The 18,279-nt window shown below is 31.0% G+C and carries 19 protein-coding genes and 1 pseudogene; 16 read left to right on the forward strand and 4 right to left on the reverse strand.

The features are described from left to right. The first annotated feature begins 99 nt into the window (after positions 1-99). Positions 100-606 carry a hypothetical protein gene (locus ACZ5N4_RS10125; RefSeq protein ID WP_464209567.1) on the forward strand — a complete coding sequence of 169 codons (507 nt, stop codon included), beginning with the start codon at positions 100-102 and terminating at the stop codon, positions 604-606. A 108-nt stretch (positions 607-714) separates the two neighbouring features. Here ACZ5N4_RS10125 and ACZ5N4_RS10130 read toward each other — a convergent pair whose 3' ends face one another. Next, entirely contained in the window at positions 715-1,503 is a 789-nt protein-coding gene (locus ACZ5N4_RS10130) for a ribonuclease H family protein (RefSeq protein WP_464209569.1), read from the reverse strand. Positions 1,504-1,920: 417 nt separating this feature from the next. Here ACZ5N4_RS10130 and ACZ5N4_RS10135 point away from each other — a divergent pair, with 417 nt between their 5' ends. Both ACZ5N4_RS10135 and ACZ5N4_RS10140 read left to right on the forward strand, forming a co-directional pair. Beyond that, positions 1,921-2,517 carry a protein kinase gene (locus ACZ5N4_RS10135; protein WP_464209571.1) on the forward strand — a complete coding sequence of 199 codons (597 nt, stop codon included), beginning with the start codon at positions 1,921-1,923 and terminating at the stop codon, positions 2,515-2,517. Positions 2,518-2,750: 233 nt separating this feature from the next. Further along, complete coding sequence (locus tag ACZ5N4_RS10140; RefSeq protein WP_464209573.1) at positions 2,751-3,332, forward strand: sigma-70 family RNA polymerase sigma factor; 582 nt, start codon at positions 2,751-2,753, stop codon at positions 3,330-3,332. 57 nt (positions 3,333-3,389) lie between these two features. Here the strand turns inward: ACZ5N4_RS10140 and ACZ5N4_RS10145 are convergent, their stop codons facing one another. Beyond that, positions 3,390-5,663 (reverse strand): hypothetical protein, encoded by a 2,274-nt coding sequence (locus ACZ5N4_RS10145; RefSeq protein ID WP_464209575.1) that lies wholly within the window; start codon positions 5,661-5,663, stop codon positions 3,390-3,392. A gap of 419 nt (positions 5,664-6,082) precedes the next feature. Here ACZ5N4_RS10145 and ACZ5N4_RS10150 point away from each other — a divergent pair, with 419 nt between their 5' ends. Then, positions 6,083-7,444 (forward strand): tyrosine-type recombinase/integrase, encoded by a 1,362-nt coding sequence (locus ACZ5N4_RS10150; protein WP_464209577.1) that lies wholly within the window; start codon positions 6,083-6,085, stop codon positions 7,442-7,444. Positions 7,445-7,605: 161 nt separating this feature from the next. Continuing rightward, a pseudogene (locus ACZ5N4_RS10155) lies at positions 7,606-8,175 on the forward strand (DUF4351 domain-containing protein); the annotation flags it as partial. A 366-nt stretch (positions 8,176-8,541) separates the two neighbouring features. Here the strand turns inward: ACZ5N4_RS10155 and ACZ5N4_RS10160 are convergent. Next, a complete protein-coding gene (locus ACZ5N4_RS10160; RefSeq protein WP_464209579.1) occupies positions 8,542-8,703 on the reverse strand; it encodes a hypothetical protein in 162 nt (53 codons plus the stop codon). A 52-nt stretch (positions 8,704-8,755) separates the two neighbouring features. Between ACZ5N4_RS10160 and ACZ5N4_RS10165 the strand changes: the two genes are divergently transcribed. The 7 genes from ACZ5N4_RS10165 to ACZ5N4_RS10195 all read left to right on the forward strand — a co-directional run bounded on the left by ACZ5N4_RS10165 (position 8,756) and on the right by ACZ5N4_RS10195 (position 13,113). Then, positions 8,756-9,193: a MarR family winged helix-turn-helix transcriptional regulator gene (locus ACZ5N4_RS10165; RefSeq protein WP_464209581.1), complete on the forward strand. Its 438-nt coding sequence runs from the start codon at positions 8,756-8,758 to the stop codon at positions 9,191-9,193. After that, positions 9,183-10,295 (forward strand): acyl-CoA thioesterase/BAAT N-terminal domain-containing protein, encoded by a 1,113-nt coding sequence (locus tag ACZ5N4_RS10170; RefSeq protein ID WP_464209583.1) that lies wholly within the window; start codon positions 9,183-9,185, stop codon positions 10,293-10,295. The genes ACZ5N4_RS10165 and ACZ5N4_RS10170 overlap by 11 nt, the downstream gene beginning before the upstream one ends. A 63-nt stretch (positions 10,296-10,358) precedes the next feature. Then, complete coding sequence (locus tag ACZ5N4_RS10175; protein WP_464209585.1) at positions 10,359-10,493, forward strand: hypothetical protein; 135 nt, start codon at positions 10,359-10,361, stop codon at positions 10,491-10,493. A gap of 77 nt (positions 10,494-10,570) precedes the next feature. After that, on the forward strand, positions 10,571-10,843 hold the full coding sequence (locus tag ACZ5N4_RS10180) for a hypothetical protein (RefSeq protein WP_464209587.1): 273 nt from the start codon (positions 10,571-10,573) through the stop codon (positions 10,841-10,843). Positions 10,844-10,912: 69 nt separating this feature from the next. After that, positions 10,913-11,140: an L-2-amino-thiazoline-4-carboxylic acid hydrolase gene (locus tag ACZ5N4_RS10185; RefSeq protein ID WP_464210891.1), complete on the forward strand. Its 228-nt coding sequence runs from the start codon at positions 10,913-10,915 to the stop codon at positions 11,138-11,140. Between the two features lie 141 nt (positions 11,141-11,281). Beyond that, positions 11,282-12,445, forward strand: coding sequence for a class I SAM-dependent methyltransferase (locus ACZ5N4_RS10190; protein WP_464209589.1), 1,164 nt, complete (start codon positions 11,282-11,284; stop codon positions 12,443-12,445). 80 nt (positions 12,446-12,525) lie between these two features. After that, a complete protein-coding gene (locus ACZ5N4_RS10195; RefSeq protein WP_464209591.1) occupies positions 12,526-13,113 on the forward strand; it encodes a hypothetical protein in 588 nt (195 codons plus the stop codon). 326 nt (positions 13,114-13,439) lie between these two features. Here ACZ5N4_RS10195 and ACZ5N4_RS10200 read toward each other — a convergent pair whose 3' ends face one another. After that, positions 13,440-14,429 carry a hypothetical protein gene (locus tag ACZ5N4_RS10200; RefSeq protein ID WP_464209593.1) on the reverse strand — a complete coding sequence of 330 codons (990 nt, stop codon included), beginning with the start codon at positions 14,427-14,429 and terminating at the stop codon, positions 13,440-13,442. Between the two features lie 168 nt (positions 14,430-14,597). Between ACZ5N4_RS10200 and ACZ5N4_RS10205 the strand changes: the two genes are divergently transcribed. The 4 genes from ACZ5N4_RS10205 to zwf all read left to right on the forward strand — a co-directional run bounded on the left by ACZ5N4_RS10205 (position 14,598) and on the right by zwf (position 18,275). Next, entirely contained in the window at positions 14,598-14,990 is a 393-nt protein-coding gene (locus ACZ5N4_RS10205; protein WP_464209595.1) for a hypothetical protein, read from the forward strand. 74 nt (positions 14,991-15,064) lie between these two features. Next, positions 15,065-15,301 (forward strand): hypothetical protein, encoded by a 237-nt coding sequence (locus ACZ5N4_RS10210; RefSeq protein ID WP_464209597.1) that lies wholly within the window; start codon positions 15,065-15,067, stop codon positions 15,299-15,301. Between the two features lie 322 nt (positions 15,302-15,623). Continuing rightward, positions 15,624-16,523: a phosphogluconate dehydrogenase (NAD(+)-dependent, decarboxylating) gene (gene gnd, locus ACZ5N4_RS10215; RefSeq protein ID WP_464209599.1), complete on the forward strand. Its 900-nt coding sequence runs from the start codon at positions 15,624-15,626 to the stop codon at positions 16,521-16,523. 264 nt (positions 16,524-16,787) lie between these two features. Then, a complete protein-coding gene (gene zwf / locus ACZ5N4_RS10220; protein ID WP_464209601.1) occupies positions 16,788-18,275 on the forward strand; it encodes a glucose-6-phosphate dehydrogenase in 1,488 nt (495 codons plus the stop codon). Positions 18,276-18,279: the final 4 nt, after the last annotated feature.

Raw genomic sequence — 18,279 nt, forward strand, 5'->3', positions numbered from 1 at the left:
GTGGATTTCGCCCTCCATGCTTCGCCTCTACCAACCCTTGCAATAAATAAAATTGAAAAGCTGGAGTAAGCAAATTCATACAATAAGTGTATCCTATAATTGGACAAAAATTATAGGATTTTTCTTTATTTATATAGCTTTGAAGATTCTGCTGGAATACGTTATTATGGGAAAATAAAAGAAATTAAAAGATACAAGAGAAAAGAATGTGTTGAAATTCCAAAGGGAAGAGGGACAGATGAAGAAGAGTATTTAAGATTCGAGTTAGAAGAAATACTCTCTTTAAAACCTATAGTTCCTGTAGAATATGGTGTGGAGCTAATAACTTATACTACTATGTATCTTTTAAAGAATGCGGAGGCAGTACATGAACTGAGCTTTAAAAGCAACAGTGAAATAGAAGTATATAAGATTTTGAAGAAGCTTAGTAAATTAAAGGGGATGAAAATAGTAAGGTTTAAGGGTTATTTTAAACTGGAAAATATAAAGATAGAGGTATTAAATTCTAAAGAGACTAGAGTGAATGATGTTATAGTGAAGATAGAAAATTTGTATGATAAGGCTTTAGAATTAATAAAACAAATAGGAAGCGAAAAGGTACAGTAAAATGTGGTGAAATTCATCACATTTTTGTTTTGTAGAAAATTTTAAATTTCACTGCCTCAAAAACTTAAAATAGGGGATTGCAGTTACAGGACACTGCAATCTCATAATCTAGCTTGAAGTCTCAGCTGCATCTCTTGCATACATATCACAAAGAGAGTTTTCAAAATGGTTGGAGTGTCCTTTTACCCATTGAAATTCAATATATTTCCCATTACAGACGGTATCAAAGAGAAGCCAGTTCTCAATATTTTTAACAGACTCGCCATTTATGGTTTTAAAATCATTTAATTTCCAGCAAGGAATCCATTCTGTTAGGCCTTTTCTTACATATTGGCTGTCAGTTACTATTCTTATTTTTTCGATATTCTTTAATAATTGAATAGCTTTTATAACTGCTATAAGTTCAGCTTGGCTGCTGCCTGTTTCCTGAACTTTTTCTGTGTGTAACTTATAATTTCCTTCTAAATCCTCTATTATAAACGCAAAACCACCATACTTTTTATTTTCAAAATAGCAAGCATCTGAAAATATCTTATAAATTTTTTCTTCGCCTTTATCTTCATCTATAACATAACTATCATTATTATTGTTTCGTTTATCTAAAACTACTATTTTACTCCTATCATTAAAAGCTGCTACATCTTTATGATATCTTAAAATAAGTTTGACATTGAAACCCACATAATAAGTATCTATACGCTTATTGTGAAGCATTTTTCTAAGTTGATATTCGTTAGCCTTAAGACAATCAGTTAAGTTACTATTATGAATAAAATTCAGCTCTTTTTTATAGGGGTTAAATTCTATAAACGTATCCTCTATATCATTACTTATCTTGATTTTATAGTTATTATTTAGGGCATCTATTATTTCCATTTTGAATAGCAGCATTTTCATAAGAGGCACTCCTTTGGTAAAAAATTTTGGAGGTATAAGTAATTACTTTTTGCATTTTAGGCATCTGAAAGAAAATAACAAGTCAAGGATGCGACGGATATTTTGTGTCAGACAAGGAGAAAGGTTCTGCAGATAGCCGATCCTATCTAAGGGTTCTGACGACGCAGTATGACGCAAAATAGACTAGTAGATTGACTAGTTATTTTTTTGAAAATGCCTTAAATATCTCACTATGAAAAAGTATATCACATTGTAAAGAGAAAAAACTTGATTTTTTAAGGTTCAGAGTGTTGACATATATCTAAAAGTTAACTCCTATAAATCTAAGTAGCAATATACCAGCATAGTTCATATTATAAAATAAAATGACCTATATTTGTCTTAATATAGATAAAATATTTTATGAAAGGAGTTAAGATGAATAAGGAAATATATGAAAATTATATTAAAAACTTTAATATTAATCTATTAGACTGCAAATTTCTTGGTAAAGGTCATAATGGTGTAGTTTATCTCCTTCCTGATGGAAAAGTAATTAAAATTTGCTTTGACCCTAAAAGCTGTAAAAAAGAGTACTTAATACTTAAGAAAATAAGCAAGAATAAATATTTTCCTCGAGTTTATTGTATGCTAGGAAACTATATGATAAGAGACTATGTTAATGGAATAACGCTAACTAATTATATAAAATTAAATGGTTTGAATAGAGAAGTATCAATCAAAATACTTAATTTGTTTGAAGAGTTTAATAAGTTGAATTTTTTAAAAGAAGATATAAGATGTAAAGATATTATGATTCAACCGGATGGTTCTCTAATGGCAATAGACCCTAAAAAATTTTATTCTAAAGAAAGAGATTTTCCTAGACATTTATCTAAGGGTCTTAACAAACTTGGTGTACTTGATTCTTTTTTATCTGTAGTTAAAGAGGAAAAACCTGATTTATATGGAAAGTGGAATAAAAAAATAAATAACTATTTAGTAGAAAGACAATTAGAATATGTTTGCAAGTAATTATTTATAGAAAATGCTTGAAAAACTCTGTTGTTTATCTCGGAGGATGAAAGGACATTAATTTTTGAAGAAAATAGGGAATAAAAAAGTTCAGTAATATGTGGTGAATTTCACCACATTTTTGTTTTATAGAAAATTTCAAAATTCCACTGCCTACATCCCCTCAAATTGTATATATATTAGGTGAATTGTATACAAACTTAGGATTATTTTAAAAACGGGGGGATTTAATAATGGATAACATAAAAATAAATGAAATAATTCTAGAGGCAAAACAAGGGGATAAAGAAGCTATTGAAGAAATAATAAAGAAATATACGCCTTTTGTGATAAAAACTGCTAGAAGCATTTATGTAAAGGGCTATGATATACAAGATTTAATAGCAATAGGACAGGCCTCTATAATTAAGGCTATAAATAGGTATGATACTGAAAGAAGCAATGCTTTTACAACCTATGTATTTAATACTATTAGAAGAGAGTTATATTTACTTATAAGAAGCAATGTAAAAGAAGCAAGGTGCTGCAGTCTTCATAGTTTAAATAAGGAAGGCTGTGAGCTTATAGATATTTTGGCCTGCGATTTTAATATAGAAGAAGATAGCATAAAAAAGGAAGAAAAAGTTATCCTTAGTGCAGCTTTAAAAAAGCTTAATGAAAAAGAAAAGGAGATTATTTATTGGTATTATTTTAATAATAGAAATTTAAAGGATTATGCAGGCTTCAAAGAAGTAAGTTATAGAACAGCAGTAGATAGAAAGAAAAAGGCCCTTGTAAAGTTAAAGAAATATTTAAATGAGATGAATTTTTTTTGATTCAAAACAAATAATTAGGAAGCCACGCATAAATTTGAATGGCTTCCTAATTATTTATTATTCTATCATAAAATCCACATCTATGTTATTTTCCTTCAGCTTGTCCACAACTAGAACTGCAGCCCTAAAGGTCTTTTTGATACCATTAAAAGTATTAGCAACATGAAAACAGGTAGGCTTGTTATAAAACTTACAGTAGCTCATCTTGCTTATCTGCTTTTTAAAGCTTCCAAGGGTCAGAACTTCTATGTCCAGATTGTGGTCTTTGCAGTACTTTAGAAATCTATCATAGAAAACAGTGTAGTTTAATCTAAGTACCTTATTACCATCAGAATCCTTTGTGCAGTCATAATCAGCACCCCGTACTAGATCACCATTCGCAGCCATTCTATTGAAGGCTTCAAGGCTGATATCCACCACACTTTTACTTTTGGTGTTATCTTCTAAAAGTTCTTTTATTACAGAAGCTTTAAGTGCGGTTTCTATATCTTTAGAGGAGTAACCAGAAGCTTCTTTAAAGTTAAGTCCTAAATTTTCAAATATTTCTAAAAGAAGAGCTAATCCTAAAAGAGCATTTGTTATAGATTGTTTTATTCTCTCATTATGTACATTGTTCCCAGAGAATTTCTTGAAAAACATATCATAAGTAGCTTTTAGATTTTCTTCACTCATTTTTAATCCTCCCATCAATAAGCTGTTTCCAAGTTTGGATAATAACAGGCTGTTTTCTTTAAGATTAGTGAAGTGATTTTTAGTATTTTTGTTTAGGTTAGAGGTAGATAAAAATATTTTAAGACTTCTTTCAATATTAGCGGTTTCTGTAATACCCATTTCACCGCAGAGTATTACAGAAGAACGGGGTGTGAATTCAATATTTTTACCAAGGTTTTGAGTTCCCTTGATAGTTTTGTGTGCATCATAAGAGTTTCTCATTATATTTGAAATGAGATTAACTCTGTAGGTTCCAATCTTCTTGGGCTTATATTCATCAATAATCAAAGGAAGAAAGTTGCTGCTGCTTGCAAGCTTGGTAAAGGCAAAGTTGGTGCAGGTGCTGGCATCTAGAATGTTTCCTCTATATCCAAGAAGAGGAGCTGCTATATTCTCTAGAGTCTGGCTCTTTCCACTGCCGCTTTGACCTTCTATTAAAAGATGGTTGTATTTTATACCAATATGTTCAAGCTTACCCTTTAAAAATAAGCCGCAAAGATATGGAATTAAAGTAGCAGTTACAGATAAATCATTAAAGCTAAAAAGAGAAGGAGCTAGAATTTGTAATTCTTCTTTTGTAATACAGGAAAATTCTAATAAATTACTGTGAGCTTCCCTGAAATCTTCAAGAACTATAGCTGAAGAATTAAAATAAAGATCCTCACCTACAGTACTATCGTTGTCAACAAAGAACCACTTTTTATTTAGCTTATGAAAGCCTTCATAGGATACACCGTTTATAATGTTAGTTGTATCTGAGGATATCTTTGCCTTTATATGCTGCAGGTCTGAATTTGAACCATTGAAAACTAAGGCAAAACTATTAACTGCTTTTTTAAAGGACAGTGCATCATTAAAATCCTGTGGAGTAAAAGTCCTTTCTACAACATGATTGCTGTTACACAGTTTTAGTTCACATTTTATCAGTTCTTCATAAGGAGATATAATTATGTATTTAGCTTCTATTATAAAGTTTGTAATAAAGATTTTTCTGCCTTTGTAGTTCTTGTAATAGCAGCCATCTTCTATATGAATAGGAGAGTTGTAATTTGTATTTTTTTCAATTACATCTGCTCCTGTTATTAGATTCTCTATAAGTTCTGGTGTTACACCATTATTAATCCACTCTGCAATACTCATATTTTCCTTTAAATCAGGCAAATTAATAATTCCTATGCTTTTGCAGCAGCTTTTAAAACTGTTATATACAGTTTTGGAATATTGATTGCTATGATTACTATTATTCGGGAAAATTATAAGGTTAGCTCTTTTTATTTGCTGAGCATAGTTTTTGCTGAATTTATTAAAACTTTTAAGGCCACCAAAGGTTGTAGTTGCAGTAAAGCCCATGTTCTTTAGTGCATCTGCAGACTTTTCATCTTCCACATATATAATAGTTTCATTGTTTTTTATACTTTTTATTACAGATGGGAGCATATAAAGAACCGGCTCTATGCTTTTAAAATCATTGATCCATTCGCCTTTCTTATCTTTGCTGTAGCATCGAAAGCTTTTCTTTAGGTTTCCGTCTTGTAACCACTTACAGCTTTCGATTTTGTAAACTACAATGCCATCCTCATTTCTGTAATAGTATTGTGATATATTCTTGTTATTTACCATGGTAATTCACCGACCTTAGCCTTAGTTTAGATTACACTTAATATATATGGAAAGTTAAAGAAAATGGGAAAGAAAAAAGTGTTAATGAATTGTAAACATTACAGTATTACAACTTTTATAAAATAGGTAGAGTAGTAATTTTTACTTTTGAAACCTTTATTTTTTATTATAAAATATACATTTTTGTTTTTTTGTAATAGTTGTATTTAATTAGAGGGAGAGATTTATTTTCAAGGGATGAGAAGATTACAGGCTGTTGTAAGTGCGGAGTAATTGATGTAATGTTTTGATTATGATTAAAATAAGAACAAATATTTGCATAAAACCTGAAAATTATATCAATATTTATAGTTGAGTAAAATTTGGTATAATTAAACTAAAAGAATATTTGAATAGAGATTTAATAATGTGAGGAAATAATGAGTTTAATAATTAAGTATAATAGTTATTTATTGAAGCAGGGATATAGTGATAATACTCAAAACTTATATATATACTACCTTAAGAAATTTATGTATTGGCATCAGAAAGAAATGAAAAGGTCTTTGGATAATATTAAGCTGGAGAAAAGTACAGTGACACAATATATACAATATTTATCATCAAAGTATAGTACAAGCTCTGTGAATAGCTATATTAAATTTATAGTATCCTATAATAAGTTTCTTATAGATGAAGGAATACAAGAAACTATGGTTGCTACTAATAATCTAATAATAAAAATTCCTAAGAAAAAGGTTGAAAAGATAAAAATAAATGAAAGAGATGTTGAAGCTTTACTTATGGAAGTTTGTTCAAATGACAGTATTAAAAATTCTACAATTCTCTGTTTTATAGCTTATGCAGGCTTAAGAACTAGCGAAGTAGTTGAACTTCAGTTAAAACATATAGATTTTGATAATAGAAAAATTCATATCAGTGGCAAATATACAAGAGATATACCAATGAATTCATCAGTAGAAAATTCTTTGAAATTATATTTAAAAGATGAAGAGATAATAAAAGATTATTTATTTATAAATGAAAGAAATATAAAATACACTAGTGCAGGAATACACTGGATACTTAGAAAGAATCTTTCTGACTTTAATATAACCATAAATACTTTGAGAAGCTTTTATATGTCAAAACTTAAATCTCAAGGATACAGCGAAAAAGAAATAGATGAGATATGCGGCTACTCAACTAAAAAAAAGGACTATACAAATAAAAAAATAAAAGAAATGCTTACAGTTAAACAGTTTGCAGAATTAGTTGAAGTAACTCCTGCAACTATAGTTAAATGGTGTAATGATAATAAAATTAAAAGTTATAAAGACTATTGGGGACACAGACGAATACCTAGTTTAGAAGTGGAAAGATTGAAAAATGAAAATAAATGTCTAGTAGATAAAAAATATATAGAAAATTTTTTAGAAGATTTGTTATCAAAAGGAAAAATTAAAGTCTCAATAATTCTAATGCTTATAGCTTATGCTGGATTTAATGAAATTGAAATCTTGGATATTAAAAGAGAAAATGTAAACATAGATAAAAAAGTTATTATAATTGAAGAGGGCAAAGAAGTATATATACCTCAACCTATAATGATACCTTTAATTCAGTATTTAAAGGAAATTCCTAGTAACGAAAAATATTTATTTGTGAATAGATTCGGGAAAAAACATGTAAAACATAATATTAAAGATTTATTAAGGGGAAATTGCAAGGATACTAATATAACTTTATTAGTTTTAAAGAAGTTTTATCGTTTGAATTCCAGTTATAATAATAGAGTTTAAAAAGATAGCATGGCAGATTGTCGAAGGCGGCATCTGCTTTTTTATATCTTTATTTGGCATTAAAATCTTTTATTGTTTACAATATCAATATTATGTCAACTAAATTCTAAAGTAAACTAGCTAATTGTGAAAATCTTAAAAAGTGCGTTCCACATGATATTTATGTAATGGAAGATGATACTTTTATACATTTTGAATTTCAAACAACTAATAAAGGAGAGGTAGATTTAAGACGGTTTAGAGCTTATGAAGCAGTGTTAAGCCATCATACTGGTAAAGATGTATTGACCTATGTTGTTTATTCAGGTAATATCAAAAATCCAGAAAATACTTTAAGAACAGGAATAAATGAATATAAAGTAAATTCAATATCTATGGCTGATAGAGATGGAGATAAGATATATAATGATATTGTAGAGAAAATAAAATCTGGAATGGAAATTACAAAGCAAGATATAATATCTTTAACATTTACACCTATAATGGGTGGAAATATAAGTATAGTAGACAAAATACTTAATGCTATTAGTATAGTAAAAGATGTAAATAAAGATTATAAGTATGATGTAGAGTCAATATTATATGCTTTTGCAAATAAATTTTTGAGTGGAAAAGATCTAGAAAAGTTAAAGGAGGAATTAAGAATGACTGAACTTGGTAAAAGTCTAATACAAGAGGGGATAGAAAAAGGTAGAGAAGAAGGAAAAGCAGAACTTTTAATTAAAATGCTATAGGCATTTTGGAGTTAACACAAAGTGTCACATAGCCTTTTTCTAAATGTAGCAAACTCGCTACGCTCATTAGCATCCTCGGGAGATGTAAGCAGAAAATTGTTAACAATTTGTTTTGCTATTGAAGGAAGTCTTAAAAGATAAGTTATAGAATTAAATAAAACGTATTTAAAAAATTAGTTTATTTTTATAAAAAGTTTGATATAATATAAATAAGAAATGCTTAGTGCTGGTAACACTAAGCATCCTTAGAACAAAAGTAGATAGCCCAAATTTTATATTTGGTGCTAGTCACTTTCACAGAGTGCTTATTTTGTTTTAGGGCTATTGGATAAATTAATGAGAAATTAATTTAAGGAAAAAGTGCTAATCGTGTGAGGATGGGGCACTTTTTTCTTTGCTTTTAACTTCTATATTAAGACCAAGCAACTTGATATTAATTTTAAGTTGATATATAAAAAGATTATGTTTTAAAACTAACTTAACAATATAAATAGTAGTAAAACTTTTTATAAATAATTCTAGCATATCCAATACCACCTCCTAAGCTACAGGGAAATAATTCACCAAAATTTTTTATTTGTCAAATAAGATTCAAGTACAAGGTGATAAGATGGATGAAAGAATAACTGTACGTCAGTGGATGGTACTTTTGACAATTTTACATTTACCAGAAGACAATGCATCATACAGCCAGATAGCAGATAAGATGGGATGCACAAAACAGAATGTAAAACACATTATTGATAGTTTACAAAAAAAGAACTATGTGTTTTTGGAGAAAAACGAAAAAGATAAACGTGCCATAAATATTAAAATAACCAAAGAATGTAGAGAAATCATGGAAGAGTATTACGAAAAAGGAAATGAATTTCTGAAAAATATGTTTGGCAATTTTGAGGAAAAGGAACTAGAAAACCTATGGGAGTTGTTAAAGAAAATAGCGAATTACGATGGAAGTAATTGGACTGGCTATGGAGAAAGAGTTAATATAGGGGGAGAAAGTAATGAAAAATAATTGTACAATGAGTATTGTACCGGAAGTATCAAAAGCAGATGAATCTGTAAACATAAAAATAAGCGGTCTTTTAAAAAATGAAAAAGTAACAATTCGTGCTTTAAGTGATGATTATTATTGTATAAATGCTTCTATATTTGATGTAGGAGATAAAGCAAAGTGGGAATCTTATGCAGTTTTTGCAGCAGATGAAAATGGAAATATAGATCTAGAAAATGCTAAGCCTATTGAAGGAACATATAAAAATATAGATAAAATGGGACTTTTCTATTCCATGAGTGTGAAAGAAAATCAAAAAGCTAATGTACCTACAAGATTAAGTGATATTAGAGAAAATAGAAACTACACCATTACTTTTCAGGTAGAGAGTAATGGTGTAGTTATTGCATCAAAAACACATAAAAGGATTTATTGTGATGAAAATATTAGAAGTGTGAATGTAGTAGAAGACAAACTTTTAGCAAGATACTTTACTTCAAAAGACAATACTCCTAAGCCAGCAGTAATTGTTTTAAGTGGAAGTGATGGTAGAATTGAAAAAGCACAGGCAATTGCTGAACTCTTTGCAATGCATGGATATTCAGCATTAGCCGTATGTTACTTTGCTCTTGAAGGAACTAATGAAAGTCTAAGCTGCATAGAGCTTGAATGTGTTGAGAATGCAATAAAATGGCTAAAAAAACAAGCTACTGTGACTAAAAATAAGATTGGAATTTATGGTAGATCTAAAGGTGGAGAAATGGTTTTGCTTGCTGCATCTATGTTTAAAGACATAAGCTGCGTTATTGCTAATACGCCAAGCTGTTATGTTTATGAAGGCTTAAAAGCTAATAAGTTTCCTTCTAAACATTCATCATGGATGTATAAAGGAAAAGAAATCCCTTATATAAAATTTAGTTTTTCTATTTTGATTAGGACACTTATAAAAATGATGTTAAGAGATAAAGGAGCAATAGCTTGGATGTACAACAAGCTCCTTGAGAAAGGAAATACTTACGAAGCTATAATTCCAGTAGAGAAGATAAATGGTCCAATTCTCATGGTTTCATCTTTGAAAGATGAAATTTGGCCTTCTAAAATTCACTGTGAAACAATTGTATAATTGCTGAGAAAAGCTCATTTAAAATATGAATATAAGCATATTACTTACGAAAAATCTGGGCATATGCTAACAGTACCTTATCAGTCTATATATCCTTCAAATAAATATCCAGAGGATGTAGATAGCTTTGGAAAAACAAATGTTAATTGCTGGAAGGAAACCGTAAACTTTTTGGACAAGTGGGCAAAATTAGATTAAGTTACAACTGTAAGATTTTATGAAATAATGGTTATTTAATAATTGTGAAAGAGCGGAGAAGCATTATGTAACAATTTTTGATAAATGAATTTGGCCAGAGTTTAGGTAATAAAATTTATGATTTACAACAGAGGAAATTACAAATAATACTTGAGTTGACTACAGGAAAAAGTAATAATCAGAAGATAACATTGACAAAAATAATTTTTCCAAAGGTTGCATTGTATAAGGTATTGCAAGAGGAATTAGGTGAACAGAAAAAAGCATATGATACGGTTGAAAAGTACATGCTTACTATTGTGGGACCGAAACTCAATAAACAGTATTCAGCGCTTGAATTCATACCTTGATACTTTTATATGTTTAGGAGTATAATGGTTGGTACGGTTAATAAGAGTGATAACTGAGTAACGGAAGTCATAAAAAATGACAGTACATCAGTAGAATATAACATAACCAAATGTCTCTGGTATGATGCTTGTGTAGAGAACGATTGTCTTGAATTTTGCAAAATTTTCTGTAGTGTAGACCATGTAATTTATGATTCAATGAAAAAAGTAAAGTTTATTCGAACAGGAACGTTGGGCACAGGAAGTAAATGCTGTGATTTTTGTTTTTTGAATAAAAAGAAAATAAACGAAGCATAAGCTGGTGGATTAATTAATACGCATTTTTCTCATAAAGCGAATCAATAAGCTATTAGATACATAAAAGTGTATAAAATGAAAGGAGGATAGATTTAGTGGGAGTTTGGTACTTGCAATACACTCTTTCACTAAAGATAAGATATGGATGAATTAAAGAAAGCAATTAACGAAATAACACAAGAAGAAATTATAAAAGTAGTTATCAGCAATAAAGAGAATAAAGACGTTAAATATAACAAAATAACCTTTATTGCCAAGGAGAACAAGGGTAAACAATATTATCAGATAGAAAAATTCACTGATAAACAAGTTTTTCATGAAAATATTGAAGTAAATATATTAGAAGAAAAACTAATTGAGTACTTACAGGGAAACTTTAAACAGCTTTCTGCTTGGTCTAATATACATATATTTGATTTGAAAATATCTAAAAAAGGAAAAGTCTTCTTAGGGAAAAAGAAAAGCGACAATACAAAGATGGCAAATAAAAGTCATAATAAAGAAAAAAACTACATCCTTAAAGAGGGAATGATTATTGAACCTCTTATAGATTTAGGTGTTTTTACAAAAGAAGGTAAAGTAGTTAATTCAAAATATGATAAGTATAAACAAATAAATAGATTTATAGAAATTATAGATGATGAAGTTAAGAAAAACGACTTCAAGGAACTTACGATTTTAGATTTCGGATGTGGAAAATCCTACTTAACCTTTATAATGTATTATTATTTTGTTGAGATTAAAAAAATTGATGTTAAAATGATAGGACTGGATCTTAAAGAGGATGTCATTAAAAACTGTAATGAGATAGCTAAAAAATATAATTATGAAAATTTACATTTTGAAATTGGCGATATAAATGGATTCAAGTATAATAACAAAGTTGATATGGTAATTACACTACATGCCTGTGATACAGCAACGGATTATGCTTTATATAATGCAATAAAGTGGAATAGTAAAATGATTTTCTCTGTTCCTTGCTGTCAGCATGAGTTCAATGACCAAATGAAAACAGAAGCACTTTCTATATTGACAAGGTATGGAATAGTACAGGAAAGAGTAGCAGCACTTATGACCGATGCTGTTAGAGCTAATTTACTAGAAGCTTTAGGTTACAAAACTCAACTTCTAGAATTTATAGATATAGAACATTCACCTAAGAATATATTAATTAGAGCGGCAAAAGGGAATGTATCTAAAGATAAGAGAGAGAAAGCTTTAGCTGAGGTAAAAGCTTTAATTGAAGAATTTAACTTTAACCCAACACTGTTTAATTTATTAAAAGAAGATAAGTTAATATAAAAATTTACATAAAAAAAGAGTTGTCATCATATAAGATTATAAGGATATTATGATTCTGAGTTAGGAGAATTGTTTTAATAATGAGGGTGGAAAATTATTTTAATGGAGTAGATAATATTAATAAGAGGACTCTAAATTATATAATTAACCTTAAGATTCATAAGTATAATGATATTTTTGATAACCTGGATGACTCTCCACTAAAACTAAGAAATATTAATAAAAATATACAGTTATATTTAAAGGATAGTTTTGCTAATATTCCAAGTAAAAATAGTACAGGTATAAGTTTTCATATTACCGGAGAAAAAAAGAATAAAGTAATGGAAGAATCCATAATGCATGCTCTACAAAGGTGCTGCTTAAGGAGACTTAAAACTAAGAGGTCTGAATTAAAGTCTTCTAATATAGATACAGTTATATATGTGCTGACATCCGTCTTGCTGCTTAGCGTAGGTTTTGATTTAGAAACTATATTTATTAAAAAAAGCGTGTTATTAAGTACAGTCTTAGAAGGAGTAAATATAGGGGGATGGATTTTTCTATGGGAAGCAATATCCATGTTACTTTTTAAATCCAAAGATATTAACAGTGAAATCCAGGAGATACATCGCATTTTGAGTTCTAATGTAAGTTTTACATATGAATTTATAACTGGAAAACATTAGACCTAAATGTGATACAAATAGAAAGTTAGCACTATCATATAAGCAATGGTAGTGCTATATTTTTGATTAAATGATTTTGTTCCTCTTCAACGCAAAATGGGGGAATTTACAAATGAAGTGTTCAAAAACAGACAAAGGACATCAACTTCTAATGGAATTCTTAAGACTGAGGGTAATTTTGCAATATTCGTTTTTATTGGATTAGTTCAATAGGATTAAGAAGCAATAATATAATCAATAATATAAAGGGGATGGTTGTATCTCCATTTCATTAAAAACAACTATTTTCCCAGTTACTTCATAGGTATATCCGATCCTAGAATCTGTTACTTCGGTGTGCCAGGCTCTACGGGAATATATGGAGTGCCAACTCCAACGATGCTAAAAGGCGGTCCAACGTAGGCTGGTCTGCCGTCTTCCCCGAGCACTGTTTCCCGACGATTAATCCTATTACCATCCATAAGCCAAAATTGGGTCTCACCGGTGGAACTGTTATACCAAATAATGTTTGGCGTATCCCCAATCTCTTGAATGACTCCAACGATGCTCCAAGGCGGTCCAACGTAAGCTGGTCGTCTGCCGTCTTCCCAAAGCACTGTTCCACGACGAGCGACTTTATTATTCTCCATGTACCAAAATTGAGTCTCATTGGTAGAACTGTTGTGCCAAACGATATGTGAATAGTCGGATGCAACAATGCTCCAAGGCGGCCCAACGTAGGCTGGTCTGCCATCTTCACCGAGCACCGTTCCTCGACGAGTAACTCTATTACCATCCATGAACCAAATTTGGGTCTCGTTAGTAGAATTGTTGTGCCAAATGATCTTCCTATCGGCGATCGCAGCGATGCTCCAAGGCGGGCCAATGTAAGCTGGTCTGCCATCTTCACCGAGCACTGTTCCCCGACGAACAAGCCTATGACCATTCATAAACCAAATTTGAATCTCACCGGTAGAACTGTTGTACCAAACTATATCTGGCTGCCCACCATCATCCATATTGCCCATTCCAACTATGTTCCATGGCGGACCAATGTAGACTGGCTTGCCGTCCTCTCCGAGGACCGTTCCCCTCCGAGCAACTTTATTGCCGTCCATATACCAGAATTGGGTCTCGTTAGTGGAACTGTTATGCCACAGAATGATAGATGTTACATTTTGCCTATTGCCTTCGAAATAAGGAAAGGATGAAGGCATATAATTACAATAAGGACAATAGTTGTTCATTGGATAAGCTGTTCGGGCACCATAATATGGGGGATTATATAAGTAGGGGTAGATTGGGTAAGGTGATTTATAATAAGTATAGTAACTCAACTAATCACATCCTTTCTTTTATCAATATATGAAGGTGCCACTTGTTTCGTTCCTAAAAATTGATATAATACTTGTTGTAGATACATACTCTATATACTAACCTGTATTCATGGAAATTTAGCAATATATAAATTAATTCTCAATAATTATAAAGGGAGGAGCATTTAATTGAACTTTAGAAATTATTTATACAAAATTGCATACTATTTAAGAGATTCAAATGGATTTGATAGGTTTTCTAAGTATTTGATTGTTACAGGATGTATACTTTCAATTAGTAGATATACTATTATGTTAGGATATGCTCTAATTATTTATGGAACCTGGAGAATCTTTTCAAAGAATAAATATAAAAGGCATAGAGAGTTAGTAGTATTTGAAGAATGTCTTTTTACTATAAAGCAAAAATTCTATAGATATAAATATTCAGTTTCGGAATTTCGTGATTATAAAATATTTAAATGTCCAAAATGTTCTCAAAAGCTTAGAGTTCCTAGAAAGAAGGGGAAGATGGTTATTACCTGTAAAAAATGCGGTACTGAATTTAGAGGAAAGTCTTAGTAATTCTATAAAGTCTATATTCTGCATTACGAATTATAATAAAGATAAAAGTAATTTTTAGAGGAGAAAAAGCTATGAAAGTGGTATTTGAATATAAAGATGTAAGTGGAGAAGTACTTACAGATAATAATATGGAGAAGGAATTAACTAATGATGAAATACTTGTAATACTGAATAGCAAGCAAGTAGATTATCCTGTTAACAATGGATTTTTGTTTACTGTTAAACATTGTATAATTGAGAATTCTACATACGATATGTTTACAGAACCATATAAGCTAAAAATAAGTCTTATTGAAAAGCCAGAATAGCTGAGTACAGCATTATGGACATATTTTTTGGCAGTTTGTTAGAATAGAAAGAAGCATACTTCTTCCAAGGTATTCTTCCTTTAAAATAAAGCCTATATCTTACTTTACATGGTAATTTGAGATATAGGCTAATTTATTTTCTACCTGTGTATAACATATTGATACAATTGTTTATTACTTTTGTTCATAAAATAAGAATAATACATCATGTTATGTACTAAAATATTTCTTATAAGAGTATAATTTTTTATACTTCATATAAAAAAAGTGCCTACTAGATAAAAACACTTCTTATTAATTCTTTTGTGTTAGGAGGATAAAGATGAAATTAGGAATAATTGGACTCGGAAGAATGGGCTATAATTTAGCTTTAAATGCAAGAGAACATGGCCACCATGTGGTAGTTTTCAATAGAACCTTGGAAAAGGTAAAAGAAGCAGAAAAGGAAGGGCTAATTGGAGCATATAGCATTGAGGAACTAGTCAAGAAATTAGAAGGAAGAAGAGTCATATGGTTGATGGTACCTGCGGGCAATTCTGTAGATGAAACGATTGACAAGCTAGTTCCTCTATTAAGTAAACAGGACATAATAATAGATGGAGGTAACTCTAACTATAAGGATACATTAAGACGATATAATTATCTTAAGAGTAAAGAAATAGATTTTGTTGACATAGGCACTAGTGGAGGAATTGAGGGTGCTAGAAATGGGGCCTGCACTATGATAGGAGCTGAAACTGAAGTCTTTGAATTTCTTGAACCCTTTATAAAAGATATAAGTATTGAAAATGGATATTTGCATACAGGAGCAAATGGTTCAGGGCATTTCGTAAAGATGGTCCATAATGGTATCGAATATGGTATGATGCAGGCTATAGGAGAGGGCTTTGAAATATTAGAAAAATCTCAATTTAGCTTGGACTTTGAAAAGGTTGCAAAAGTCTGGAATCATGGATCTGTTATTAGAGGATGGCTTATGGAATTAACCGAGAATGCTTTTAGAAAAGATCCTCAGTTAGATGCAATTAAGGGCGTTATGTATTCATCCGGCGAAGGTTTATGGACTGTTCAAGAAGCATTGGAGCTTAAAGTACCAGCAGCAGTTATAACACAATCATTGCTTATGAGGTACAGATCAGAACAAGAAGATACTTTCACAGGAAAAGTTGTAGCTGCACTAAGGAATGAATTTGGAGGACACGCAACCAAGAAAAGTGAATAGTGCCCTCCTTATGTAGCGAGGTTAAAGGTCTAAATGACCTTTAACGGGCAGCCTGCGAGCGGGAGCGAGTGAGATTAGGCTGCCCTGTGGTCGCAAGACAAAGGTCTAAATGACCTTTAACGGGCAACCTGCGAGCGGAAGCGAGTGAGATTAGGCTGCCCCGTGGTCGCAAGACAAAGGTCTAAATGACCTTTAACGGGCAACCTGCGAGCGGGAGCGAGTGGGTTAAACTACTCAGTGTACAGACTAAAAGGAGGAATAAATTTGAATCAAAATGTGGATCTGTCATGCATTGTGGTTATATTTGGTGGAACCGGAGACTTAACCCATAGAAAGCTTATGCCAGCTTTATATAATCTTGCATACCAGCAAATGTTGCCGGAGGATTTTGCTGTTGTTTCTATAGGAAGAAGAATTTTAGCTGATGAAGAATATAGAAATCAGGTCAAACAATCAGTAGAAAAATACTCTAGGTTCCCTATGGAAGAAGAAATATGGCAGGACATTGAAAGTAGGATATATTATTTAGAATTTGACTTTCAGGATAACCATGGATATATAAGACTCAATAATGTATTGAAAAATCTTGATGAGAAATATAAAACAAATGGAAATAGAATTTACTATCTTGCTGTTTCTCCTGAGCACTTCGAACCAATAGTTGATAAATTAAAGCTTTATGGTATGAATGCCAAGGGAAATAGTCATAGGAGAATAGTAATCGAGAAACCTTTTGGGAGAGACCTACAATCAGCTGCTTATCTAAATGAAAAGATAACTTTAGCCTTTAGTGAAGAAAACATTTATAGAATAGATCATTATCTTGGAAAAGAAATGATACAGAATATAATGGTTATAAGATTCGCTAATGTAGTATACGAATCTCTCTGGAACAGCAAGTATATTGATAATATTCAAATTTCCTCAAGCGAAATTGTAGGAGTTGAAAATAGAGGAGGCTACTATGAATCCTCAGGAGCACTTAAAGATATGGTACAAAACCATATGTTTCAGCTCTTTTCACTGATAGCTATGGAGCCTCCTGCCAGTCTCAATACTGAAAACATCAGAGATGAGAAGGTGAAGGTGCTCAAATCTATTGAAAGTGTAACTCCGGAATATATTAAGGAAAACATGGTAAGAGGCCAATACGGAAAAGGTATAATTGGTACTAATGAAGTTTTAGCATATAGTGAAGAAGAAAAAGTAGCAAAAGATTCTGATGTTGAGACTTTTGCTGCCATGAAGCTTCATATACAAAATTACAGATGGGCTGGAGTTCCCTTTTATATAAGGACAGGAAAGCGACTTGCTAATAAATCAACTGAAATTGTTGTACAATTTAAGTCTTTGCATAAAGTGTTATATTTCAAAGAATTTGATTATTTAGAGCCAAACCTATTAGTTATAAGAATTCAACCTTGTGAAGGGGTTTACTTTCAGATGAATGGTAAGAAGCCTGGAGTAGAGAATGAAATAATACCTATTCAAATGGACTTCTGTCAGAACTGTAATCTTGAGAACAATTCGCCGGAAGCCTATGAAAGGCTCATTTTCGATGTAATGAAAGGGGACTCAACCCTATTTACAAGATGGGATGAGGTGGAATATTCCTGGAGGTTTGTTGATGCCATATCTAAGGTATGGAAAAATATTCAGAGTGATTTACCTATTTATAATTCAGGTACTTGGGGACCTGATGAAGCAGATGATTTACTAAAAAAAGATGGACGAAATTGGTGGAACATATAGAAAG

This window comes from Clostridium nitrophenolicum (genome assembly GCF_055391695.1).